Origin of the sequence: Breoghania sp. JC706, assembly GCF_037026715.1 — a bacterium.
Lineage (GTDB): Bacteria > Pseudomonadota > Alphaproteobacteria > Rhizobiales > Stappiaceae > Breoghania.
The window spans coordinates 44,668-68,012 of record NZ_JBANCG010000008.1; the positions used below are offsets into that span (position 1 = coordinate 44,668).

The following is a 23,345-nucleotide window of genomic DNA, read 5'->3' on the forward strand; positions in this document are numbered from 1 at the left end:
TCGTCCTCCCTCTTGTTGTTTCTTGTGGCTCAGTCGAACGTGATGACCTGACGGATCGCCTCGCCCGCGTGCAGACGGTCGAAGCCCTTGTTGATGTCCTCCAGACGGATCTTGTGGGTCATCAGGCGGTCCACCGGCAGGCGACCTTGCGCATAGAGCGCGAGGAAGCGCGGGATATCGCGGCTCGGCACGCCGGAGCCGAGATAACTGCCCTTCAGCGTGCGTTCCTCGGCCGTCAGGCTCACCGCTGGAATTTCCAGCATCGCCTTGGGGTTCGGAAGCCCAGCCGTCACCGTCGCCCCGCCGCGACGCGTGGCGTCATAGGCAAAACGGAGCGCGTGGACGTTTCCGGTGAAGTCCATCGCCGTATCGACACCGCCGGATGTGAGGTCGCGCACCTCCTGCAGCGCTCCCTCTTCAGCCGAATTGACCGCGTGCGTCGCGCCGAGTTCCTTCGCGATCTTCAGCTTTTCCGGCAGTCGGTCGACGGCGATGATCTTGTCGGCGCCCGCCGCGCGCGCCGCCATGACCGCGGCAAGCCCGACGCCGCCGAGACCCACGACGGCCGTGCAGCAGCCGGGCTTCACATCGCCCGTATTGAATACGGCGCCCGCCCCCGTCAGCACCGCGCAGCCCATCAGCGCGGCGACGTCGAGCGGAATGTCCGAGGCGATCTTGACGATGGAGTTCTGCGAAACCGTCGCGTACTCGGCAAAACAGGCAACGCCCGTCATGTGGTAGACGGGCTGGCCGTCACGGGAAAGGCGCGTGCCGCCGCCGATCAGTTCGCCCTTGCCGTTGGCGGCCGCGCCCGGCTCGCACAACGCCGGCCGACCGGAACGGCACGGCGCGCAGTGGCCGCAGCTCGGCACGAAGACCGTAATGACGTGATCGCCCGGCTCGAACTGGTCGACACCCGGCCCGACAGCCTGAACGACGCCGGCGCTCTCGTGGCCGAGCACCATCGGCAGCTGGCGGGGCCGGTCGCCGTTGATGGCCGACAGATCGGAATGGCAAAGTCCGGCGGCGGCGATCTTGATCAGCACCTCGCCTTCGCGCGGGCCCTCCAGATCGATCTCGCCGATCGTCTGTGGGCGGGTCTCCGCATAGGGGCCTGGACGCCCGATCTCCTCAAGAACCGCAGCCTTGATCTTCATGAAAATTCCTCCCTTCGCGATCCGGCTCAGTGAACCGCCGCGTACATGATTTTCTCTTCCGTGGCTTCCTCGACCGAGAACTCCTCAACCACGCGTCCCAGACGATAGACCAGCACACGGTCGGAGAGCTTCAGGATTTCGGGCAGATAGGACGAAATGACGACGACCGACATGCCGCTGTCGGCCAACTCGTTGATGACATGGTGGATCTCGGAAATCGCCCCGACATCCACGCCCCGCGTCGGTTCGTCGAGAATGATCAGCTTCGGCTTCTGCACCAGCGCCTTGGCCACGACGACCTTCTGCTGGTTACCGCCCGAGAGCTCGATCACCCGCGAATTGTTGTCGATCGCCTTGACATTGAGCCGCTTCGTCCAGACTTCGGCCAGCTCCGTCATTTCCCTGTAGCTGATGACCGGTGCCTTGTTCAGATCCGCGCCCAGAAGGCCGGAATAGATGTTCTGCGCGATGGATTTGGTCTCAAAGAAGCCTTCCAGCTTGCGGTCCTCCGTCACGTAGACGATGCCGTCGTGGATCGCCGGCCGGGGAACGCGGTAACGCACCGGCTTGCCGTTGAGCCGCACCTCTCCGCCATGGAAGAAGTCACGCTTCAGCACCCCCGAGATGATCTTGAAGGTCTCCGTCCGCCCCGAGCCGATCAGCCCGAAGACACCCGTGATCTGGCCTTCAAACACCGAGAACGAGGTGTTGCGCACGATGCCGCCCATGGAGAGGTTCTGGACGGAAAGCACCCGCCGCCCCATCGGCCGCGCCCGCCGCGTCTCGCCCGCCTCGCCGTAGATCTCGTGCGAGAGCGTTCGGCCGACCATGTGTCGGATGATGCTGTCGCGGTCGAAGGCGGAGACGTCGTCGGTCACCACATGCTCGCCGTCGCGCAGGATGGTGATGCGGTCGGAGACCGCGAGCGCTTCTTCCAGCGCGTGGCTGATGAAGATGATCGACACGCCATCCTTCTTCAGCCGGTTCACCAGCGCGAAGAAGTGGTGCTTTTCCTCCGGCGTCAGCGTCGCCGTCGGCTCATCGAAGATGATGACCTTGGCCTGGTGGCGCACGGCGCGGGCGATCTCGACCATCTGTTTCTGGGCCGCCCCCAATTGCGAGACCTGCATCGTTGGATCGACGTCGAAATTCAGTGACTGCAGAAACTGCTGGGCCGAAATGTAGAGTCCTCTCAAGCGGCTGAGCAGTTTTTCGTTACCAAGTTCGAGGTTCTGCGCGACGGTGAGCGAGGGCACGAGGCTCGTTTCCTGGAACACCATGGCGATGCCGTTTTCCATGGCCTCCTGCGGATTGGCAAAATTCACCTTTCCGCCGTTGAACAACACCTCGCCTGAAGTGGGCTCGTGGACGCCGGCGATGATCTTGGTCAACGTCGACTTGCCCGCCCCGTTCTCCCCCAAAAGCGAATGAATTTCAGCCGGATAGAGCTCAAAGTTGACGTTCTTGATGGCAGGATTGCCGTGGAATTCCTTCGTCACGTCGCGAAGCTCGACAAGCGGCGTCGTCGTCATGCGCTTTCCCCCTCCGAGCCCAGATCAATCGTCAGAACCTCGCCGGCCCCGCGGCTGGTCAGCCAGAGCTTGCCGCCCGCCTCGGCAGCAGATGTGATGCCATGGCGCCGCCCGCCGGCCCGGCTGTGGAAGCTTCGCAGAGGAACGAAATTTGAATCGAGTTCCACGACGAGCCCGTAGGAACGCGTCGGCGCCCAGGGCTTCAGAATGCCCATCTGCTTCAATGCCCCGCCTTGCAAGGGCTCCATGAAGCTGTCGCCGCTCCTGTAGGCGGGAGCGACCCAGTATTGCGGCTCCACCTCTCGCAGCATCGCCTTGCGATAGCCGGGCTCGCGCAGAACGAATTCGATGAGCTGGCTGCGCGGCGCGAAGATCGAGAGCCAGTAGCCGCCCTTTTCACGCGTCACGATGCGGCCGGGATAGCCTGGAATCTCGTCGAGCACGATTTCATTCGCCCCGCCTCTGGCAGGGATTTTCAGCAGGTGCGACGACCATGCCTCCGAGAGGACGACATCGCCGTTAGGATCGACGACAAGGCCGTTGGGATAGCCCAGACGTTCTGCGCGGATCAGAATATCGCCGCTTTCCGGGTCGGCGCGCCCCACAACTCCGGAGCGGCTCTTCTCCATCAGATCCCGCCGCCAGTCTTCCGGCGCATTGCGGGCGGATCCCATGCAGAACCACAGCCCGCCGTCAGGGGCAAAAGCAAGAGCGGTGATGTTCCGGACAGCCCGCGTCCATTGCGGCGAGACATCCCTCAGGTCCAGATCAAGGAGGTGCATCCCGTCTTCCTGGGTGGCAACCGCAAGGCGGCTCCCATTGGCGGCCAGCGCCGTGACCGCCGAGCCGAGATCGAGACGCATGCCGTCCTGCGTGACTAGGCGCCGTCCATCGGACCACAACGGGGCGCCTTGCCAGATGACGACGTTGTCCGGCGTCTCGCCCGCAATGCCGGGGGCAAGATCCTCCAGCACGTTGTTGGGTTTCAGCGCGCCGTCGAGTGCCGGCACGGTGACGGCGGCCGATGCGCGCCCCAAGAGCCGATCGGTGAACCGGGAGAGTGCGTTCGTCATGCCGCGGACCTCCCCTTGGCCCTGGTTGGGCGCCAGTAGCTCGACCAGCCGCTCCAGCTCTCGTCACGGCCCTCAAGCCGAATACGGCCGATGCGGTTGTTGGTGATGCCGCCGAGATAGAGCCAGCCCTTGTGCTCGCGCATCGAGGTGATCATCGGGTGGTTCGCGGCCTTGCGATCCCACAGCGATTCAAGGATCTCGCCGTTGTCATCGAAACGGACGACGCAGCCGATGTTGAGGTTGGGATAAAGCCACTGATCGGCGGCCGTACGCCGCGCCATGCGGCGGCGGAAGGAGGGCATGCGCAGCGCCAGATCGAGCGCCGGCGAACGCATGCCCATGATCGCCACCCAGTAGGTGCCATCCGACGCCCGGTTGATGTTGTCCGGATAGCCGGGCAGACGGTCGAGCAAGACTTCGAGCTGGCCCTTCTTCGGGCCTTCGAGCCAGTATCGGTTGATCCGGCAACCCCAGCTTTCGGCAAACAGGACCGACTTGCCATCGTGGGAGGTGCAGACGCCGTTCGGGAAGACCAGATTGCGGATCAGCGTACGGGTGCGCCTGGTCTTCGGGTCGTAGCAGATGATGCGGCCGTTGCCCCGGCTCTCCAGCGCATCGACCGGCCAGTCGTGCATCTCGTACCGGATGGTGGCTTCCGAAAAATAGATCTTGCCATCGGGGGCGATGTCGAGATCGTCGGCAAGCCGGAGCCGACTGTCATCAACGACGGAAAAGAGCGAACGGTTGGTCTCATCGGTAACGAGATGAACGCTGCGATCCGCCTTGCGCACCATATAGAGGCCCATGCCGCCGACGCAGACGAGCAGGTTGCCATCCTGATCGAAACTCATCCCAAGCGGCGAACCCCCGATATGGGCGTAGACCTCGTGGGTTTTGTAGTCGGGCGGAGCGTAGCGGATGATGTCGCCGTGGCGGGAGCCGGAATAGAGGTAGTCGTCCTCATCGAGAATGACGTCTTCCGGGCTTTCCACCTCGCCGAGCGCGATCACCTCGACATCGCTCAGCCGGTCGTTGACGGTGAGCGGACCTTCGCTGGTGGAACGCGGTTCGGGCATCTCCATGAGAGTCGGCGAGACGTAGACCTTGTTCAAGAGCTTGTGCCGGTTCTTCAGCCAGCGCACGTCTATGAAAACGGCGAAGAGAAGCGCCAGGCCCAGCACCATCGGACCAGAGCCGCTGTTCAGCCCGAGGCGCAGGACGCCGTTGGTCAGCACCAGCACCGTCAGCGCCCCCATAAGCGCCTTGGCGACCGACCCTCGGCCACCACCGAGACTGTTGCCGCCGAGGATCGCTGCAGTCAGCGCTGAAATCTCCAGCCCCATGCCGGTATCGGATCCGGCGCCTGACAGCCGCGCGGCATAGAGAATCCCGGCAAGCCCCACCAGCATGCCCGACACCACATAGGCCGAACACACGATGCGCCGCACCGGCAGGCCCATGTTGTAGGCGGACCGGCGCGAGCCGCCGATGGCGAGCAGCCGCCAGCCGGGACCGGACCGGCTCAGCACGATATGGCCGATAACGGCTATGACCGCGAGGACGAGAAAGCTGAACGGGATCTGGCCGAGGCCGCCAAGGCCCATCAGGTCCCACAGTGTCGAGGAATAGAAGCTCATCGACATGTCCTGCGCATATTCCAGCAGCAGGAGATCGACCACGGCGCGCACGATGATCAATGTGACCAGCGTCGTCAGGAACGCGCGCAATCGCAGGTATCCGACCAGCAGGCCGTTGATAAGGCCGACGCCACCGCACACGGCGACGACGATCAGTGCGGAGACGCCGACCGGCAAATGCGCCAGGTTCAGACAGTAGAGCATCAGGAAGTTGCCGAGGGCGAAATTGGAGCCCACCGACAGGTCGATGCCACCGACGAGAATGACGGTGGTCATCGCCAGCACGACAAGCCCCAGTTCACCGTACTGGCGTCCGAGAATGCCCAGATTACTGGCCGAGTAGAAGTTGGGAAGAAGCGCGCCGAAGACCAGCACGACGACGACCATGATCGTGAACGGGATCGCGTTGTCGATCCAGTTCTTGGACAGCATTTCCCCGACAACATGGTCCGGAAAATAGCGATAGCGCATCTTCTTGAGGTTCGTTGCCAGCGACACGCGCCGTCCCTCCCCGAGTGGTAGTGCTTGTTGTTTTGATGGGCCGGATGGCCTGATGGGGCGCACGTTGCCGCGGGCTGTTCCCTCCCGGCCCGCGACAACGCTCGTGCAATTGCGAAGCTAGCGAAGCAGCTTGGCGTAGTTTTCCGGGTTCCAGCAGGAGGCCTCGTCCACGTTGTCCTTCGTCATCACGAAGCTGGGCGAGTAGATCTGCGTCTTCATCTTGCCGCCGCCGCCATTCTGCATGGCGACCATGATCGCGGTCCAGGCATCGCGCCCCATGCCGGGAGCATCGTAGTTGACGACCGCCGAGAAGGTGCCGTCACGCAGCAGATCGCAGGTGCTTTTCGCGCCGCCGCCAGAGGTCACGACATAGACCTTGTCGGACATGCCGGCCTGCTTGACCGCCGAGCCCGTGCCGATCGCCTGCCCGTCCCAGACATCGATGATGCCGCACAGATCGGGGTTCTGCTGAAGCACCGTCTCCGTCACCGCGCGCGCCTTGGAGGCATCCCAGTCGGCCGCCTGGCTGGAGACGATCTTGATCTCGGGATGTTCGTTCAGCACTTCCATGATGCCCTGGATCTGGAAGTAGGAGACGCCGCCGGTCAGAACGCCTTGCACGATGGAGATCTTGTGCGAGGTATTGCTGTCGCCGCCGCATTTCGAGACCATCATGTTGGCCACCTGACGGCCGAGCGCGATGAAATCCGGACCGACGAACGCATCCGTCTGGACGGCGCCCTGCATGTTGAGCTGGATGACCGTGATGCCCTGGCGCTGGGCCTGCATCATCAGGCGGGCGAGCGACTGGGTATCCGGGTTCTGAGTGACGATGACGTCCGGCTTTTCCGCGATCAGCGACGTCATGCCCTGCGACATGGCGTCGGTCGACCAGTTCGGATCCTGGATGGTGAACTTCATGCCGTAGCGCTCGGCTTCCGTCTTCACCACGCCGCCCCAGGCCTGGGCGAGATCGAAGCCGGCGGAAATCGGCAGATAGGCGATCCACTTGCCCTTGAGCGCTTCAAGCGCGGGACCGCGGAACGGATCGTTCGGTTCCTGGGCGTGGACGGCGGCCACGGTCAACGGCAGCGCGGCCACGGCGGCACACGCCAGCTTCTTCAATCGATTCAATTTCATGGTTCTTTCCTCCCAATGCGGCCCAGTGCAGCCGGGCCGCCAGCTTGACGAAGCACGCCCCGCCCCTCCCAAGGCGATCGGACGCACCGCGCGTGTCAGATATCTCCCTGCTGTCCGGTCTGTTCGTCACGCGGATTGATCAGGCTGTCGGCGACGATCGCCACCAGCAGGATCAGGCTCTTGATGACGTTCTGGATGGTGTACTGGATGTCCATGATCGTCATGCCGTTGACCAGCACGCCAATGAGCAGCGTGCCGACGATGACGTTACGCACGCTGCCGCGTCCGCCCGACAGGCTGACACCGCCGAGCACGACGATCAGGATCACGTCATAGATCATGTTGGAATTGACCATGCGCGTGTTCATCGACTGCACGGCCGTCGCCGTGATCAGCCCCGCGACATAGGCCGCCCCGCCGCTCAGCACGTATTTCAGGACGATGACCGGGCGCACGGGAATGCCGGTGATACGTGCCGCCGGCAGATTGTCGCCGATGTTGAAGATGTTCCAGCCGAGCTTCGAATACCGCAGGAACAAGTAGGCGATGATGGCCATCGCAATCGCAAGAAGGATCGGCACCGGGATGCCGGCAAGCTTCCCCTGACCGATCGCGCTCGCCCAGTCGAATTCAGCCGGCAGGTACACGACGTCGGTACCCGTGATCAGATGCGCCCGGCCGAAACCGTAGATGAACGTTCCCATGGCGAGCGTCGCGAAGATCGCCGGGATCTCGGCATAGGCGACAAGCACACCGGTGATCGCACTCATGGCGAGCGAGAAACCGAGCCCGGTCGTCAGCGCCCAGCCAAGCGGCATGCCGACGCTTACCAGCTGGATCGTCCAGGCAACCGAAATCGCCATGTTGGCGACCATGGAGAGATCGATCCCGCGCCCCAGCACGACCACCAGCATTCCGAGCCCGAGAATGCCCAGGACCGCGACGGAGCGCAGAAGTGCCAGAATGTTGTCGGTGGCAAGAAAATTGTCGAGCGTCAGCGAGAAGACCACGAACATGCAGATCGTTATCAGAAAGACGATCCGCTCCTGGCTCATCGCGCCAAGGCGTGCCGAAAGCCGCATGACTTATCCCCTCCCCAGAAGATGTCCGCTCTTGTTTTTGTGCAAGCGTGACGTGGCCGAAGTCTCGGTCAGGGAAGTTCTTCGCCGTTAATCCGAATTTCCTTTGAGGCCCATAGCCTCCCCCTATACCCCTTTTCCCGGTTCCGGGCGGCGCGCAGGAGCAGGGCCGACCCGCGCTCCCGCCTCAAAGGAAAAGGCCGCGCAAACGCGGCCCTCCTGACGCCTCGACGATATGGAGCGGTCTGACGACACAGCCCTTTGGAACGGTCAGTTCGCGGCCGCGACCCGCTGCTCGTAGCATGCCCGCATGGCGGCCAACTGCTCGTCCGAATAGTCGTTTTCAGACTGAAAGTCGTCGAACGCGAGGGAATGCCCCCCATTTGCGTTCACTTTGAACGACGTCACCTTGCCACCGTTCTTCTGGACGCAATCGGTGTACATGAAAGCGTATTTCGAAATATCGGGACCACTTCGGCCAGTCACGCATCCCGCAAGCAGAAATGCCGCCGCGATACCAATCCCGGCGACAACCACGCGCGTGCCACCCCTCAAAAACCGCATATTCAGCCCTTTCGAAAACAACTTGAGAATCGCCCCATGCAACTCACTCAAGAGCAGACTTGCATAAGCGGTCTTCGAAAGACGAGCATCCGGAAGTTGAGTATCTACCGGATACGATCGGGACTTATCAGCGGCTTTCTCAGTGCAGGATCTGGCTGAGGAACAGCTGGGTGCGCTCATGCTGCGGGTTGGTGAAGAACGGCTCGGGGGCGTTCTCTTCCACGATCTGGCCCGCATCCATGAAGATGACCCGGTTCGCGACCTGGCGTGCAAAGCCCATTTCGTGGGTCACGCACAGCATGGTCATGCCCTCTTCCGCCAGGCCCACCATCACGTCGAGCACCTCCTTGATCATTTCCGGATCGAGCGCCGATGTCGGCTCGTCGAACAGCATGATGCGCGGGTTCATGCACAGCGAGCGGGCGATGGCCACGCGCTGCTGCTGGCCGCCGGAAAGCTGGCCCGGGTATTTGAGCGCCTGCTCGGGGATCTTCACCCGCTCCAAATAGTGCATGGCGACCTCTTCCGCCTGCTTCTTCGGCATCTTGCGCACCCAGATCGGGGCGAGCGTGCAGTTTTCCAGGATCGTCAGGTGCGGGAAGAGATTGAAGTGCTGGAACACCATGCCAACCTCGCGGCGGATCTCGTCGATCCGCTTCAGGTCGTTGGTGAGCTCGATCCCGTCGACGATGATCTGACCCTTCTGGTGCTCTTCGAGACGATTGATGCAGCGGATCATGGTCGACTTGCCGGAGCCCGACGGCCCGCAGACGACGATCCGCTCGCCCCGCATCACTTTCAGGTTGATGTCCTTCAGGACGTGGAAATCGCCATACCACTTGTTCATTCCGATGATCTCGATGGCGACATCCGTTTCGGACACTTCCATCTTCGGCTTGGCGTCGGCGGTCATGGCTGCCGTTTCACTCATGTGTTCACCCTCAAAGGTTGGTTGCCGGCCCGCCGGCCGTTATCTCTTGTGCCCGGTGTGCAGCCGCTTTTCCATGAATATGGAATAGCGCGACATCGAGAAGCAGAAAGTCCAGTAGATCGCCGCCGCGAAAAGATAACCGGTATGACTTTGCGTCGGCGTCGCCCAGGTCGGATCGGTATAGGACGACTGGATCTGGCCCAGAAGATCGAACAGCCCGATGATTAGCACCAGCGTGGTGTCCTTGAACAGCCCGATGAAAGTATTCACGATACCGGGAATGACCAGCTTCAGGGCCTGCGGCATAATGATGAGCCCCATCATCTGCCAGTAGCGTAGTCCCAGCGCTTGGGCGCCTTCGTATTGCCCTCTCGGGATCGCCTGCAGACCGCCGCGCACGACCTCGGCCATGTAGGCGGAGGCAAACAGCGCCACGCCGATGAGAGCCCTCAGCAACTTGTCGAAGGTCACCCCTTCGGGCAGGAACAGCGGCAGCATCACCGACGACATGAACAGCACGGTGATCAGAGGCACGCCGCGCCAGAACTCGATGAAGACGATCGAGACGAGACGGACGATCGGCATGTCCGAGCGTCGCCCGAGTGCCAGAACGATCCCGAGCGGCAGGGAGGCGGCGATGCCCGTGACCGCGATGACCAGTGTCACCAGCAGCCCGCCCCAGACCGGTGTCTCCACCTCACTCAGGCCGAAATCGACCTGCGTGACAAAAGAGATGACGACCGCGAGGAGAAAGACCGCCCCCACGATCGCGAGAGGCCGGACGGGCGAGTTGTCGGAAACACGGGACAGCCCGAATGTGATCCCTGCGATGATCGCGAAGAGGAGGACGAGGTCGACCCAGTATTTCAATGGCCCCGGCTCCATCACGAAGCCCGGCAGCAGAAAGCCGGACACGCTCAGGTGCCCGCCAGTCAGCAGGACAAAGGCGCCGACCGGAAACACCAGCAGCATGTAGGCCACATTGGCGGCCTTGAAGGGCGCGGCCGGAACGAGCATCGGCACAAGCCCGAAGGCGAAGGCGGCAAAGACGATATCGACCCGCCACCGTTCGTCGACCGGATATCGGCCATAGATGAATTGCGAGAAATAGTCCGCCACGTAGGGCCAGCATGCGCCTGAATGACCAAGACACGCCTCGCGGTTCGCCCCACTCCATACGGCATCGATCAGCGCGAACCTGATAAGCGGCTCAAAAATAAGCCACAGGATCATGACGCCGATGAGCGTCAGGATCGTGTTGCCGATGGAGGAGAACAGGTTCTCCCGCATCCAGCCGAGCAAGCCGCCTGTCGCCCGCGGCGGCGGCAGAACCGGAGCCAGATCGGTGCGGACGTAATGAACGTCGGTTGCAGCCATTGCGTCCTCCTACCGTTCCACCAGCGCCATGCGCTGGTTGTACCAGTTCATGAATGCCGACGTGATGAGGCTCAGCGACAGGTAGACCATCATCCAGATTCCGATGATCTCGATCGCCTGCCCCGTCTGGTTGAGCACAGTGCCGCCGACCGAGACGAGATCGGGATAGGCGATGGCCACCGCCAGTGACGAGTTCTTGGTAAGGTTCAGATACTGACTGGTCAGCGGCGGAATGATGACCCGCATGGCCTGAGGAATGACGACAAGGCGAAGCGTCGGGCCCGGCCGCAGCCCCAGTGCGCTCGCCGCCTCCGTCTGCCCGTGACTCACCGCAAGGATGCCGGCACGGACGATTTCAGCGATGAAGGATGCGGTGTAGATCGACAGAGCCAGGCACAGCGCCACGAATTCCGGCGTGAGCTGCAGTCCACCGACGAAATTGAAGCCGCGCAGCTGCGGATACTCGATGGACACCGGCATGCCGGCCCCAAAGAAGGCGACGAGCGGCAGGCCGACGATCAGTCCGAGCGCCGCCAGTCCCGACGGAAACCGCTCGCCTGTGGCCTCCTGCCGCTTGCGCGCCCAGACATGCAAGGCGATCGCGGCGGCGATGGCCAGCAGAAACGCGACCCCAATCGCGAGGGCGCCTTCACCGAAGACCGTTCTCGGCCCGTAGATCCCGCGATTGTTGATGAAGATGCTGTCGAGAAACATGATGCTGTTTCGCGGCGAGGGAACGGCGCGCAGCACGGCGAAGTACCAGAAGAAGATCTGCAACAACAGCGGGATGTTCCGCAAAATCTCGATATAGAGATAGGCGAGCCTTGAAATGATCCAGTTGCTGGAGAGCCTGGCGACGCCGACGACAAAGCCGATGATCGTCGCGAGGGCCACGCCGATGAACGCCACGAGGACCGTGTTCAGAAGACCGACGAGGAGAGCGCGGCCATAATCCGACGTCTCCGTGTAGTGGATCAGCGTCTGAATGATGCCGAAGCCGGCCGTGTCTTGGAGAAAGCCGAAGCCTGAGGCGATGCTCTGTCGCTCCAGGTTGGCGAGCGTATTGGAAATGATCTCCCACCCGAGGGCGACGACGATCAAAACCACCACCAGCTGATAGAATACGCTTCGAATTCGCGGATCATACAAGACGGATCCACTCGACGGAAAATCCGTCGAAGAATGCTCCTGAATAGCCATTGTTCTCGCCCATTTGCTGCGACGGCGTTTCCACGTCATGTCGATCGACAGGGAGACTGCCGCCGGGCGCCGCTCAACCGGCCTTCCTCATCGCTTCCTTGGCCGCTCCACCCCGCCCCGCCCCGCCCCGAATGAGGTTGCGGCCGGCCATGTGCTCCCGCAATTCGGCATACGCCATCCCAAAGGGTGCCCGGCCGCATTCGCGACCGCCCCCCATCAGCCCAGCTTGCTTGACGTGTGCCCGGATACGAGACGCCCGGCCGGTTGGCTTCCGGCCGGGCGCGAAGAACCGCTAGCGGATCGGCGGGGCGTACATGATCCCGCCCTTGGACCACAGCGCATTGAGGCCTCGGGAAATGCCGAGCGGCGTCTTGGGCCCGACATTGTTGTCGAAGCTCTCGCCGTAATTGCCCACGGCCTTGATGATGTTGTAGGCCCAGTCGTTCGACAGACCGAGGTTCTCGCCGAAGGACCCCTCAAGACCGAGCAGCCGCTTGATCGCCGGATTGTCGGACGACTTCATCTCGTCGACATTGGCCTTCGTCACGCCGAGTTCCTCCGCGTTGACCATCGCGAAGAGCGTCCACTTGGCAATGTTGAACCACTGGTCGTCGCCCTGACGCACGACGGGCCCGAGCGGCTCCTTGGAGATGATTTCCGGCAGCACCATGTGCTCGTCCGGATTGGTCAGCTTCAGGCGCTGGGCGTAAAGGCCCGAGGCATCGGTCGTATAGACGTCGCAGCGGCCGGAATCATAGGCCTGCACGACTTCATCCGACTTTTCGAATGCCACGATTTCGTAGGGCATGTTGTTGGCACGGAAATAGTCGGCGACGTTGAGTTCCGTCGTCGTGCCCGTGTTGGTGCAGATCGAGGCGCCGGAGAGTTCCAGCGCCGAGGACACGCCGAGAGCCTTGCGGACCATGAAGCCCTGGCCGTCATAGTAGTTCACGCCGACGAAGTTCAGACCCAGCGTGGTGTCGCGGGTCATCGTCCAGGTCGTGTTGCGCGGCAGCACGTCGATTTCACCCGACTGCAACGCGGTGAAGCGTTCCTTGGCGGAGAGCGGCGTGTACTTCGCGGCGGACGCGTCGCCAAAGATCGCGGCGGCCATGGCCTTGCAGAAGTCCACGTCGAGGCCGGACCAGTTGCCGCTGGAATCGGGATTGGAGAAGCCAGGCAACCCCTGGCTCATGCCGCACTGAACGAACCCCTTCGCCTTGACATCGTCCAGCGTTGCGCCGCTGGCGGCCGTAACGGCCATTCCAAGCGCCGCTCCCAAGACGAGCGGCAAAAATTTATTGGTCATCGATTGAAGCCTTTTCTGTTGCCCGGTTGATGCGTTAGCGTATTGGGGGCGAATAAGTATAAACTCTTACAATCAGAACGAGCCCGCTTGCCTGTACGACCTTCTCCACCCATACGGCGCGGTTGTATTCGCCCCAAGGACTTATTCGAGGACATTTGGAAAGTTCGGTCAAGAGCATCCTCCCGCCTCGGTCTCCAGACCCGTCACATCTGCCCAAACAACATCCATTTGCATTTGCACAGAACGTGAACATGACCAAGAAAAAGCCAGACACTCAGACAAATCCCGACACCCTGCTCGCCCATGTCGGGCGCCATCCGGCGGAAAACCATGGCTTCGTCAATCCGCCCGTCATTCATGCCTCTACCGTCCTGTTCCCCGATATCGAGACGATGTCCACCGGCGGCCAGCGCTATACCTATGCCCGGCGCGGCACGCCGACGTCGGACGCGCTCGAAGAAGCGGTGACGACGCTGGAAGGGGCGGCCGGTACACGCCTTGCCCCGTCGGGCCTTGCCGCCATCGCCGTTGCGCTGCAGTCGTGCCTGTCGGCCGGCGACCACCTTCTCGTGGCGGATTCCGTCTACGGGCCGTGCCGCAATTTCTGCAATTCGGTGCTGGCTCGCTTCGGCGTTTCCGTCAGCTACTACGATCCGACCGATCTCGACGCCCTTGAAGCGGCCTTCCGGCCCGAGACGCGTGCCGTCTTCACCGAGGCGCCCGGCTCCCTCACGTTCGAGATGCAGGACATTCCCGCGATTGCGGAGATGGCCCACAAGCGCGACGCGATCGTCCTCAACGACAACACCTGGGCCTCTCCCCTCTACTTCAAGCCGATCGAGCATGGGGTCGATCTGTCGATCCAGGCCGGCACCAAGTACATCGTCGGCCATTCCGACGTGATGATCGGAACCATTGCCGCCAGTGAACGGGCGTGGAAGGCACTGGAGAAGACGCACGGCGACATGGGCATGTGCGTGGGGCCGGACGATATTTACCTCGCCCTGCGTGGATTGCGCACGATGGGCGTGCGGCTGGAGCGGCACATGAAGAATGCGCTGCAGGTGGCCGACTGGCTGTCGCGCAGGGACGACGTCGCCCGCGTCCTCTACCCGGCCCTTCCCGGCGCGCCCGGTCACGACATCTGGAAGCGGGACTTCGATGGAGCGAGCGGCCTGTTCGCGGTGGAGCTCGCCCCCGCCCCGGACGCGGCGGTCGAGGCCTTCATCAATGCCCTGGAGATGTTCGGGCTCGGCTATTCGTGGGGCGGCTTTGAAAGCCTGCTCACCTGGCCGCGGCCGAAGTCGATCCGCACCGCGACCAGCTGGGATGCCGAGGGCGCGCTGCTGCGCCTGCACATCGGCCTTGAGGATCCCGCCGACCTGATGGCCGATCTGGAGCGCGGCTTCGCCGCCTTCAACGCGGCGCGCGGCTGACGGTTCTCTCCGCCCTCAGATAACCAACAAACGAAAACGGCGGCGGTCCCGTTCGGACCGCCGCCGTTTTCTTGTCTTCAAGAACCCCGATGGTCCGAGATCACTCGGACTGGGTCGCCTTCTTCTGCTGCTCGATCAGCTTCTGACGGGCGTCTTCGGCGCGCTTCTGAAGCTCCTGCTGCAGTTTTTCCTGCTTGGCCTGAAGATCCTGCGGGCTCAGGCCGGCGCCTTCATAAACCTTGGTGAAGCCGACGAGCGTCAGCTCCAGCTGCACGGGCTTGTTCTGCTGGTTCAGCGTCGTCAGAACGAGGTTGTTGCCCTTCTTCAGGGCATCGATGAACGCATCATCGATCAGGAACTCGCCGACGCAGCCGTTGGAGAAGCAGATGTTGTACTTGCCGGCCTTCTGCTGGCCGCCATCGATCTGCACGCGCAGGCCCGGCTGGATGAGCATTCCCGGCGGAACGATAACCGCCATCGACTTGCGATCCTCGCCTTCGATCTCGCGAATGGCGACCTGAGCGAGCAGCTGACCGGTGTCGGTCGCCTTGTTCTGCAAAGTCATGCAGATCTTTTTCTTGCTCTTGGGATCGGTGTTACAAACCTTCGTCCAAGCGGACTCGGCGCCGGGTTGAGCCGCAGGCGCGTCCGAGGACTGCGCCGATGCGATGGTGGTGAAGCCGAGCACGGCCAGCGCGGCGAACGCTCCCTGCGCCACGGCTCGAACTCCGGAGTACCTATTGGCCATACGAATTCGTCCTTGCTTCCCTGTTTCCCGGCGGGCCGTCCCGTCCGGTCCCCGCTCAGCGGGACCGCCCCAAAATCCTGGGCCCTCCATCGCCGGCAATTGCGGCGAGACGGTGACTGCCCTTGTCCTGCGCCGCATGAATAACGGCTCACTCCATCAATTGCCAGTCATTCTGACTACTACGAAGGACCGGGCGGCCTCCTTGTGTGATAGGATGAGCGTCAGAATCAACGCTTTTTTCGCAGATCGCCGGTCTATACCCGGTCCTCCGGGCAGAAGACCGTGCGTTAGACATGACGGCGACGCTGTTTATGGTAAATGCTTTCGCGTACAGGGTGCGGCGGCCGCGCCCGGGCCAAACGTCGCTGGCCACACAAACATCGCTGGCCACAGAAGTGCCCGGCCCGCATTCAAGCACCCTGCCTCTCCTGCTGCTTGCCCTGATCGCCGTGCTCTTCTGCGGACTTGCCGTGCTGCCGGGCCATGCCGCTCCAGCCGAAGGTCTTGCGATGCACGGCGAACCGGCGCTGCCCGCCGGCTTTACGCATTTTCCATACGTCAATCCGCAGGCACCGAAGGGCGGAAGCATCACCTATGGCGTCCAGGGCACGTTCGACAGCCTCAACCCCTTCATCATCAAGGGTGTAGCGGCGCGCGGACTGTGGGATATCCAGTTCGGAAACAACGTCTACGAGAGCCTTCTGGTCCGCAACCGCGACGAACCCTTCACCGTCTACGGACTGCTTGCAGAAAGCGTGGAAACACCACCGGAACGCGACTGGGTCGAATTCCGGCTGCGCAAGGAAGCCAGATTCTCCGACGGCACTCCGGTTACCGCCGAGGACGTGATCTTCTCGCTGGCGCTGCTGCGCGATTCCGGCCGGCCGCACTACCGCACCTGGTTTCGCAAGATCGTGCGCATGGAAAGCCGTGACGCGCGCACCGTGCGGCTCATCTTCGAAGATGGCAAGGACCGGGAACTGCCGCTGCTGATCGGTCTCGCCCCCATCCTGCCGCAACACGCGATCGATCCCGCGACCTTCGACAAATCCTCGCTGGACATTCCTGTCGGCTCCGGCCCCTACACGGTTGCCAAGGTCGATCCGGGCAGTTCCATCGTGTTCAAGCGCAATCCGGACTACTGGGGCGCGAAGGTGCCGGCAAAGATCGGGCACGACAATTTCGACGAGATCCGATTCGAATATTTCCGCGATCGCAATTCGCTCTTCGAGGCCTTCAAGAAGGGCATCGTCGACCTGCTGATCGAGACCGACCCCAAGCGCTGGGCCCAGAGCTACGACTTTCCGGCCGTTGAGAAGAGCGACGTGGTCAAGCAGAGCTTTACCAACAACCAGCCTGCGGGAATGACAGGCTTCGTCTTCAACACGCGGCGGCCGATCTTCGCCGATGTCCGCGTGCGCCGCGCTCTCGTGCAGCTTTTCGATTTCGAGTGGGTGAACAAGAATCTCTACTTCGGGCTCTACAAGCGCACCGAAGGCTATTTCGACGGATCCGACCTTTCCGCGATCGGGCGCCCCGCCTCCGCGGCGGAAAAAACCCTGCTCGCCCCGTTCCCCGATGCCGTGCAGCCGGATGTGATGAACGGCACCTGGCATCCGCCGCACACCGACGGCAGCGGAACCGACCGGGCCCCGCTCGCGCGCGCCGTCAAGATGCTGCACGAGGCCGGCTGGACCATCTCGAACGGGACGATGGTCAATCAGGAGACCGGTCAGCCGTTGTCCTTCGAAATCCTGACGCGATCATCCGACGAGGAGCGGCTGGCGCTTTCCTACGCCCGCACGCTCAAGCGGATCGGCATCGAGGTCTCCGTGCGAACGGTCGATTCCGCGCAGTACGAGCGGCGGCGGATCGCCTTTGACTACGACATGACGGTGGCGACATGGACCGCGTCGCTCTCGCCCGGCAACGAGCAGACGCTGCGCTGGTCCGTTGCGAGCGCGGACGAGGAAGGCTCGTTCAATTTCGCCGGCGCGCGCGAACCGGCGCTCGATGCGATGATCGCCGCGCTGCTGAACGCACGCACGCGCGAGGATTTCGTGACTGCCGTGCGTGCACTGGACCGGGTGCTGATCTCGGGGTCCTATGCCGTGCCGCTCTTTCATCTGCCCGCCGACTGGATCGCCAGATGGCGTCGCATCGTACCGACCGAGATCACCCCGCTAACGGGCTATCGCCTGGACACCTGGTGGCATGATGACACGGTTCAATGAGCGCAAACCCATTGTTGAGGAGGGGCGCATGATCCTCTCGTCCGCGTCGACGATCGAGCGCAATCACGCCTCCGGCGTCTGGGGCCGGGTGGCGCTCGACGCGCTGTTCCGCAAGACGGCCAAGAAGCATCCCGACAGGATTGCGCTCGTCGATGAGCCGAACCGCGCCACGTGGACAAGCGGCGCGGCGCGCAGCCTGACCTATCAGGAGGCGGACCAGGAGATTTCCCGTCTTGCCGGTCTGTTCAAGGCGCTCGGGCTTGCGCCCGACAGCGTCATCGGCCTGCAACTGCCGAACACGACCGATGCGGCTGTCATCATCCTGGCGGCTCTGCGCGCCGGCCTCATCGTTTCGCCGATCCCGCTCGTCTGGCGCGGACGCGAGATCGCGGACGCTCTTTCCACAGTGGGCGCCAAGGCGGTGATCACCACCGACCGGCTGGAGGGAGCGGCGGCGGCCGACTGGATGCGCGATGCCGCAGTGGAGGTCTTCGGCCTGCGCTACGTGCTCGGCCTCGGCGACGATCTGCCCGATGGGCTGATTTCCCTCTCAACGGTTCTTGCCGAGGTCGGCGACGAAATTCCTCCGGCCGACATCGTCCGGGGCGAAAAGGCTGCGGACCATCTGGCGACGCTGACATGGACGGTGGGAGCCTCCGGGCGCCCTCTTCCCGTCCCGCGCACGCACAATCACTGGGTGGCCGCCGGGCTCGCAACCATGCTGGAAAGTCGCATTGGCGACGGTGCGCGCATTCTTCTGCCCTATTCGATGACGGGGCTCGCGGGGCTCGGATGCGGTCTCGTGCCCTGGCTTCTTGCGGCCGGCACCCTGCACCTCCATCACCCCGAGAACCTTTCCGGAATGACCCGCCATGCAACCAGCGTGGAGGCGGATCTGGTCGTCGTGCCGGGGCAGCTCGCGGCAAGCACCGCGAAGCGCCTGACCTCGCCCACAACCCTGGCCGCCGTCTGGCAGTCCGGCATGGAGCGGCAAGGGGAGCCCGTTTCCGGCCACACCGTTGTCGACGTCACGCTGATCCAGGAATTCGCGGCCATTGCGCAGCGGCGTGAGGGAGCAAGCTACGTGCAAACCCTGCCGCTCGGCCTCAGTCAGGGTGCGGGTGGCATCTCGGTTGCGGAACTGAAGCTCGATACCCCGGACGGTGGCGCCTCACGCGGTTCAGGCGCCGCCAGCCTGCTGGTGCGTGGCGCCATGGTGCCCGAGTGCGGCTGGCCGGGCGCGCCTCGTGAAGACTGGCCCGACGCCGCCGACGGTTTTCTGCGCACTCGGCTGATTGGGCTCGGCGAGGCGCATTGCATCACGCATATCGACGTCAATCCGTTCCTCGGCAATTCGGGCCTGGTGGGAGGCGTCAGCCTCGACCTTGCCGCGCTCGACGCGCTCTACCGGGAATACGAAGAGATCGAGGATGCAGCCGCCTTTCTGACCGAGGATCCGGTTCTGGGAACACGGCTCTACGCAGCGCTCGTGCGCAAGTCCGCCAGGCCCTTCGACCGGACCGGTTTCGAAAATTATCTCGCCGATCGCAAGATAGGCCTTCAGGGACGACCGGCAGGTTTCGTCGAGGTCGATATGATCCCGCGCTCCGACAACGGCTTCGTCAACAGAAAGGCGCTGGAAGTCCAGCTTCATGAGGTGCGGACAGCCATCTAGGGTGCGGATCCATCGGCGTACGGAGGATCGTTTTCCTGTTGGAGAGTCATCGCGCACCGCGCCCCGTTATTAGCCCCATCTTAATCGCCCGGTGACAGGTTGTGCCCGGGTTGAACAGGACGGGGCAAGAGCGAGATGTCGCTGACGGGCACAGTCGTAGCTCTGCATGCCGCTTCAGACAGCGATGAGCGTTTCCGGGAGGCCTTGCGCGGCGAGGTCGAGCGGTTGCATCCGTGTTCGGATCCAGCCGATCTCAACGACATTCTGCGCGACAGCACCATTATTCTCGCGGTCGTCGCCGACTGCTCCGGCATGTCGGACGAGGATTTGGTCTCCCGGATCGAGGCGGCCGAGCGGGCGATCGGCGACAGAAACATTCCGCTTGTCTGTCTCGCCTCCCGTTCCTTCGCCGATGTCGCGGCGATCCGCGCGGATGCAATTCTCACCCACCCGGTACCGCCTGCCGCCGTTATTCGGCAGATCGGCTCGCTCAATCGCGCAAAAGCCAGGGAGGCCGAGGTCGCTGTTCGCCTTGTCGCCCTGCGCGAGGCCGGCATCGCCGTTGCCCCGCCCGTCATGCAGATCCCCGGCGATCAGGCCGGAGACGAGACCTGCGACCAGATCAGCGACCGACCCTCCATTCTGGTGGTCGGAACCCGAGGCCGTTTTTCCCAGATCGAATCCATTCTCGGCGCCGAGGTTCACACCGTCGCCGCCCTTACAGCGGACATGGCCAATCTCTATCTCGGCTGGCAGGCGTTTGACGCGGTTGTCCTCGACCAGGCACCGTTCGAGGCAATCGACACGCTGCAGCTGTTGCGGTCCAATCCGGTCCACCACGATCTGCCCATTATCGTGCTCGCCGAAGACTTCGACAAGGCGATGGCGGAGCGGGCCTATGCGGCTCACGCCAGCGACGTCGTGAGCCTGCGAGCGTCCCGCGCGGATCTGCTCGTCCGGTTGACATGCGCCATCCGCACGCGACGCCTCGATCATCAGACCCAGGAGATGCTTCTACGCAGCCAGGATGCGCTGACAGGAGCGGACGGCACCATTCCCGCGAGCACCTTCCAACGTTACCTTGAGCACGCCAGCGTGACCGCGACGCGTCGGAACGCGACGCTGACGGTCACCAGACTGGTGATCGAAGCCGACTGCGGCACCTTGAGCGCAGCGCAGGCACTTGAGGTTCATAGACCGTTGCTGAGGCTGATCCGGCGCCTGGTCCGTATCGAGGATCTGACCCTGATCGTTCAGGACAGCGGCCTCGTCACGGTCTTTCCAGACAGCAGTGCCGAAGACACGGAACGCACCCTCGGCCGCATCCGCGGGATAATTCGCAACACACCGATCTCGCTCGACAACGGTGCGTCGCCCCTGCGGCTAGATGCCTCCGCAAGGGTCACGGTTTTCGACCCGGCGGCATAAACTCCATTTTAATGAACATGTTATCGCTCCAACGCGATGCAATCGGCCTCGCTGGCGCTCCCGATAATTCCGGGCGGCGCGGCGATACGGCTCACTCACATCAATCATTCGTGCTGCGAAACTGCGTTTACCCGGATTGGCAGAGCGCCGCGAGTCACTAGATTGTTCGAAAGATGCGATAATCTCGCCAACAAAGAACGAGACATGACGCCGGGAGGAGAGAGCAAGCAACGGCCCAGAGCCATGCCAAGGGAGCTCCGGCATGCACGGACATACGCTTACGATCGACGTCATCTCGGACATCATGTGTCCATGGTGCTACATCGGCAAACGACGGCTTGAGGAAGCCCGCACGCTCGTGGAGGTGCCGCTGGACGTTCGCTGGCGCCCCTATCAGCTGGACCCGAGCCTCCCTGCAGACGGAAAGGATCGCGCGCTTTATCTTCGCGAGAAGTTCGGCGGCGAGGAACGCGCGCAGGCAATTTATGCCAGGATCAGCGCCGCAGGCCGGGACAGCGGCATCACTTTTGCCTTCGACCGCATCGCCCGCTCTCCCAACACGCTCGACTGCCACAGGCTCGTGCGATGGGCACGCCACGATGGCAAACAGGACGCCTTGGTGGAGCGGCTGTTTTCCGCCTACTTCCTCGAAGGGATAGACCTGACCCGGCGCGAAGGCCTTATCGCACTTGCGGGCGAGGTCGGCATGGATGCGCAGCTCGTTACCGAACTCCTGAACAGTGACGCCGACGTCGCCGAGACCCAGGCCGAGATCGAGACGGCGCATCGCATGGGCGTTACGGGTGTTCCGTGCTTCATCATCGACGGAAAATACGCGCTGATGGGAGCGGAAACGCCGGAAAACCTTGCGGCTGCGATCCGCAATGCGGCGGCAGCGGCGTCCTCCAGCAGGGAACCGGCCACCAGCGCGATGTGATGGCCGGCATCCCTGCGGGAACGCGCTCGACGCCCGTCCGTGCTCAGCTTTTGCGGACCGAGCGGCCTGCGAAGCGGGCCTGTGCGCCGAGTTCTTCTTCGATCCGGATAAGCTGGTTGTACTTGGCCAGCCGGTCGGAGCGTGCCAGAGAGCCGGTCTTGATCTGCCCGCAATTGGTCGCGACGGCGAGATCGGCGATGGTCGAGTCCTCGGTCTCGCCCGAACGGTGCGACATGACGGCCGTGTAGCCGGCGGTGTGCGCGGTGTGGATCGCGTCCAGCGTCTCCGTCAGCGATCCGATCTGGTTCACCTTGATCAGGATGGAATTGGCGACCCCCTTCTCGATGCCCTGGCGCAGGCGCTCGGAATTGGTGACGAACAGATCGTCGCCCACCAGTTGCACCTTGTCGCCGACCATGTCGGTCAGGGCCTTCCAGCCTTCCCAGTCGTCTTCCGCCATGCCGTCCTCGATCGAGATGATCGGATAGCGCTTGGCAAGGTCGGCGTAGACGGCCGCCATCTCCTGCGGGGCCAGAACCTTGCCCTCGCCTGTCAGATGGTACTTGCCATCCTTGAAGAACTCGCTGGAGGCCGGATCGAGCGCGAGGCAGATATCGTCGCCCGGCGTGTAACCGGCCTTCTCGATCGCCTTCAGGATGAAACCGATGGCCTCGTCGGCCGAGGCAAGCCCAGGCGCGAAACCGCCCTCGTCGCCCACGTTGGTGTTGTGCCCGGCGTCCTTCAGCGACTTCTTCAGCGTGTGGAAGACCTCCGCCCCCATGCGCACGGCTTCCGCAATGCTGTCGGCGCCGACGGGCATGATCATGAATTCCTGGAAGTCGATCGGATTGTCGGCGTGCACGCCGCCGTTGATGATGTTCATCATCGGCACAGGCAGGATCCGCGCACCGGTGCCGCCCACATAGCGATAGAGCGGCAGCCCGCTCGCCTCGGCCGCCGCCTTGGCGACCGCGAGCGAAACGCCGAGGATCGCATTGGCGCCCAGCCGGCTCTTGTTGGCGGTTCCGTCGAGATCGATCATCGTTTCGTCGACCGCGACCTGCACCTCCGCATCCATGCCGATCAACGCTTCGAAGATCTCACCGGATACGGCTTCGACGGCGTTGCGAACGCCCTTGCCGCCGTAGCGGTCCCCGCCGTCGCGCAGCTCGACCGCTTCGTGCACGCCCGTGGATGCCCCGGACGGCACAGCCGCCCGGCCCTTGCTGCCGTCTTCCAGCAGGACGTCAACCTCGACGGTCGGATTTCCGCGGCTGTCGAGGATCTCGCGGCCGATAATATCGATGATAGCGGTCATGAAGCACTCCCGTTCCTAAAGCCTCTCCGACGTCCTGACGTCGCCGGCATTCCGTTCGCAGAGGCGGTC

At 63.0% G+C, this 23,345-nt stretch carries 18 protein-coding genes; 5 read left to right on the forward strand and 13 right to left on the reverse strand.

The annotated features are described in order from the left end of the window. Positions 1–29 precede the first annotated feature (29 nt). The 11 genes from V2L18_RS17190 to V2L18_RS17240 form a co-directional block, all read right to left on the reverse strand. Complete coding sequence (locus V2L18_RS17190; RefSeq protein WP_336179535.1) at positions 30–1,157, reverse strand: zinc-dependent alcohol dehydrogenase family protein; 1,128 nt, start codon at positions 1,155–1,157, stop codon at positions 30–32. Between the two features lie 26 nt (positions 1,158–1,183). Then, on the reverse strand, positions 1,184–2,689 hold the full coding sequence (locus tag V2L18_RS17195; RefSeq protein WP_336179536.1) for a sugar ABC transporter ATP-binding protein: 1,506 nt from the start codon (positions 2,687–2,689) through the stop codon (positions 1,184–1,186). Beyond that, positions 2,686–3,762 carry a strictosidine synthase gene (locus V2L18_RS17200; RefSeq protein WP_336179537.1) on the reverse strand — a complete coding sequence of 359 codons (1,077 nt, stop codon included), beginning with the start codon at positions 3,760–3,762 and terminating at the stop codon, positions 2,686–2,688. The genes V2L18_RS17195 and V2L18_RS17200 overlap by 4 nt, the downstream gene beginning before the upstream one ends. After that, positions 3,759–5,870: an SMP-30/gluconolactonase/LRE family protein gene (locus V2L18_RS17205; protein WP_336179773.1), complete on the reverse strand. Its 2,112-nt coding sequence runs from the start codon at positions 5,868–5,870 to the stop codon at positions 3,759–3,761. Before V2L18_RS17205 ends, V2L18_RS17200 begins: the two co-directional genes overlap by 4 nt. Positions 5,871–6,017: 147 nt before the next feature. Further along, positions 6,018–7,040, reverse strand: a complete 1,023-nt coding sequence (locus V2L18_RS17210) for a sugar ABC transporter substrate-binding protein (RefSeq protein WP_336179538.1) — start codon at positions 7,038–7,040, stop codon at positions 6,018–6,020. Between the two features lie 95 nt (positions 7,041–7,135). Next, on the reverse strand, positions 7,136–8,122 hold the full coding sequence (locus tag V2L18_RS17215; RefSeq protein WP_336179539.1) for an ABC transporter permease: 987 nt from the start codon (positions 8,120–8,122) through the stop codon (positions 7,136–7,138). A 267-nt stretch (positions 8,123–8,389) separates the two neighbouring features. Further along, a complete protein-coding gene (locus V2L18_RS17220; RefSeq protein ID WP_336179540.1) occupies positions 8,390–8,734 on the reverse strand; it encodes a hypothetical protein in 345 nt (114 codons plus the stop codon). Between the two features lie 88 nt (positions 8,735–8,822). Continuing rightward, the gene (locus V2L18_RS17225) at positions 8,823–9,614 is read right to left on the reverse strand and encodes an amino acid ABC transporter ATP-binding protein (RefSeq protein ID WP_336179541.1); all 792 of its coding nucleotides are present in this window, start codon (positions 9,612–9,614) and stop codon (positions 8,823–8,825) included. 39 nt (positions 9,615–9,653) lie between these two features. Then, complete coding sequence (locus V2L18_RS17230) at positions 9,654–10,991, reverse strand: amino acid ABC transporter permease (protein WP_336179542.1); 1,338 nt, start codon at positions 10,989–10,991, stop codon at positions 9,654–9,656. 9 nt (positions 10,992–11,000) lie between these two features. Continuing rightward, positions 11,001–12,191, reverse strand: a complete 1,191-nt coding sequence (locus V2L18_RS17235) for an amino acid ABC transporter permease (RefSeq protein WP_336179543.1) — start codon at positions 12,189–12,191, stop codon at positions 11,001–11,003. A 292-nt stretch (positions 12,192–12,483) separates the two neighbouring features. Further along, on the reverse strand, positions 12,484–13,500 hold the full coding sequence (locus V2L18_RS17240) for an amino acid ABC transporter substrate-binding protein (protein ID WP_336179544.1): 1,017 nt from the start codon (positions 13,498–13,500) through the stop codon (positions 12,484–12,486). 251 nt (positions 13,501–13,751) lie between these two features. Between V2L18_RS17240 and metC the strand changes: the two genes are divergently transcribed. Next, positions 13,752–14,936: a cystathionine beta-lyase gene (gene metC / locus V2L18_RS17245; RefSeq protein WP_336179545.1), complete on the forward strand. Its 1,185-nt coding sequence runs from the start codon at positions 13,752–13,754 to the stop codon at positions 14,934–14,936. Positions 14,937–15,036: 100 nt separating this feature from the next. Here metC and V2L18_RS17250 read toward each other — a convergent pair whose 3' ends face one another. Then, positions 15,037–15,654 carry an invasion associated locus B family protein gene (locus V2L18_RS17250; protein WP_336179546.1) on the reverse strand — a complete coding sequence of 206 codons (618 nt, stop codon included), beginning with the start codon at positions 15,652–15,654 and terminating at the stop codon, positions 15,037–15,039. A 425-nt stretch (positions 15,655–16,079) separates the two neighbouring features. On the opposite strand from V2L18_RS17250, the gene V2L18_RS17255 reads away from it, so the two are divergent. The 4 genes from V2L18_RS17255 (at position 16,080) to V2L18_RS17270 (ending at position 21,958) form a co-directional block, all read left to right on the forward strand. Further along, positions 16,080–17,918 carry an extracellular solute-binding protein gene (locus V2L18_RS17255; RefSeq protein ID WP_336179547.1) on the forward strand — a complete coding sequence of 613 codons (1,839 nt, stop codon included), beginning with the start codon at positions 16,080–16,082 and terminating at the stop codon, positions 17,916–17,918. Positions 17,919–17,946: 28 nt separating this feature from the next. Continuing rightward, positions 17,947–19,593, forward strand: a complete 1,647-nt coding sequence (locus V2L18_RS17260) for a class I adenylate-forming enzyme family protein (protein ID WP_336179548.1) — start codon at positions 17,947–17,949, stop codon at positions 19,591–19,593. Between the two features lie 135 nt (positions 19,594–19,728). After that, on the forward strand, positions 19,729–21,021 hold the full coding sequence (locus V2L18_RS17265; RefSeq protein WP_336179549.1) for a hypothetical protein: 1,293 nt from the start codon (positions 19,729–19,731) through the stop codon (positions 21,019–21,021). A gap of 262 nt (positions 21,022–21,283) precedes the next feature. Further along, on the forward strand, positions 21,284–21,958 hold the full coding sequence (locus V2L18_RS17270; protein WP_336179550.1) for a DsbA family oxidoreductase: 675 nt from the start codon (positions 21,284–21,286) through the stop codon (positions 21,956–21,958). A gap of 43 nt (positions 21,959–22,001) precedes the next feature. Here V2L18_RS17270 and eno read toward each other — a convergent pair whose 3' ends face one another. Further along, positions 22,002–23,276: a phosphopyruvate hydratase gene (eno, locus tag V2L18_RS17275; RefSeq protein WP_336179551.1), complete on the reverse strand. Its 1,275-nt coding sequence runs from the start codon at positions 23,274–23,276 to the stop codon at positions 22,002–22,004. Positions 23,277–23,345: the final 69 nt, after the last annotated feature.

Excerpts from the sequence above, each read along its gene's own strand:
- V2L18_RS17190 (WP_336179535.1), bottom strand. The coding sequence starts at position 1,157 with ATGAAGATCAAGGCTGCGGTTCTTGAGGAGATCGGGCGTCCAGGCCCC.
- V2L18_RS17195 (WP_336179536.1), bottom strand. The coding sequence starts at position 2,689 with ATGACGACGACGCCGCTTGTCGAGCTTCGCGACGTGACGAAGGAATTC.
- V2L18_RS17200 (WP_336179537.1), bottom strand. The coding sequence starts at position 3,762 with ATGACGAACGCACTCTCCCGGTTCACCGATCGGCTCTTGGGGCGCGCA.
- V2L18_RS17205 (WP_336179773.1), bottom strand. The coding sequence starts at position 5,870 with ATGCGCTATCGCTATTTTCCGGACCATGTTGTCGGGGAAATGCTGTCC.
- V2L18_RS17210 (WP_336179538.1), bottom strand. The coding sequence starts at position 7,040 with ATGAAATTGAATCGATTGAAGAAGCTGGCGTGTGCCGCCGTGGCCGCG.
- V2L18_RS17215 (WP_336179539.1), bottom strand. The coding sequence starts at position 8,122 with ATGCGGCTTTCGGCACGCCTTGGCGCGATGAGCCAGGAGCGGATCGTC.
- V2L18_RS17225 (WP_336179541.1), bottom strand. The coding sequence starts at position 9,614 with ATGAGTGAAACGGCAGCCATGACCGCCGACGCCAAGCCGAAGATGGAA.
- V2L18_RS17230 (WP_336179542.1), bottom strand. The coding sequence starts at position 10,991 with ATGGCTGCAACCGACGTTCATTACGTCCGCACCGATCTGGCTCCGGTT.
- V2L18_RS17235 (WP_336179543.1), bottom strand. The coding sequence starts at position 12,191 with ATGGCTATTCAGGAGCATTCTTCGACGGATTTTCCGTCGAGTGGATCC.
- V2L18_RS17240 (WP_336179544.1), bottom strand. The coding sequence starts at position 13,500 with ATGACCAATAAATTTTTGCCGCTCGTCTTGGGAGCGGCGCTTGGAATG.
- metC (WP_336179545.1), top strand. The coding sequence starts at position 13,752 with ATGACCAAGAAAAAGCCAGACACTCAGACAAATCCCGACACCCTGCTC.
- V2L18_RS17260 (WP_336179548.1), top strand. The coding sequence starts at position 17,947 with ATGATCCTCTCGTCCGCGTCGACGATCGAGCGCAATCACGCCTCCGGC.
- V2L18_RS17265 (WP_336179549.1), top strand. The coding sequence starts at position 19,729 with ATGTCGCTGACGGGCACAGTCGTAGCTCTGCATGCCGCTTCAGACAGC.
- V2L18_RS17270 (WP_336179550.1), top strand. The coding sequence starts at position 21,284 with ATGCACGGACATACGCTTACGATCGACGTCATCTCGGACATCATGTGT.
- eno (WP_336179551.1), bottom strand. The coding sequence starts at position 23,276 with ATGACCGCTATCATCGATATTATCGGCCGCGAGATCCTCGACAGCCGC.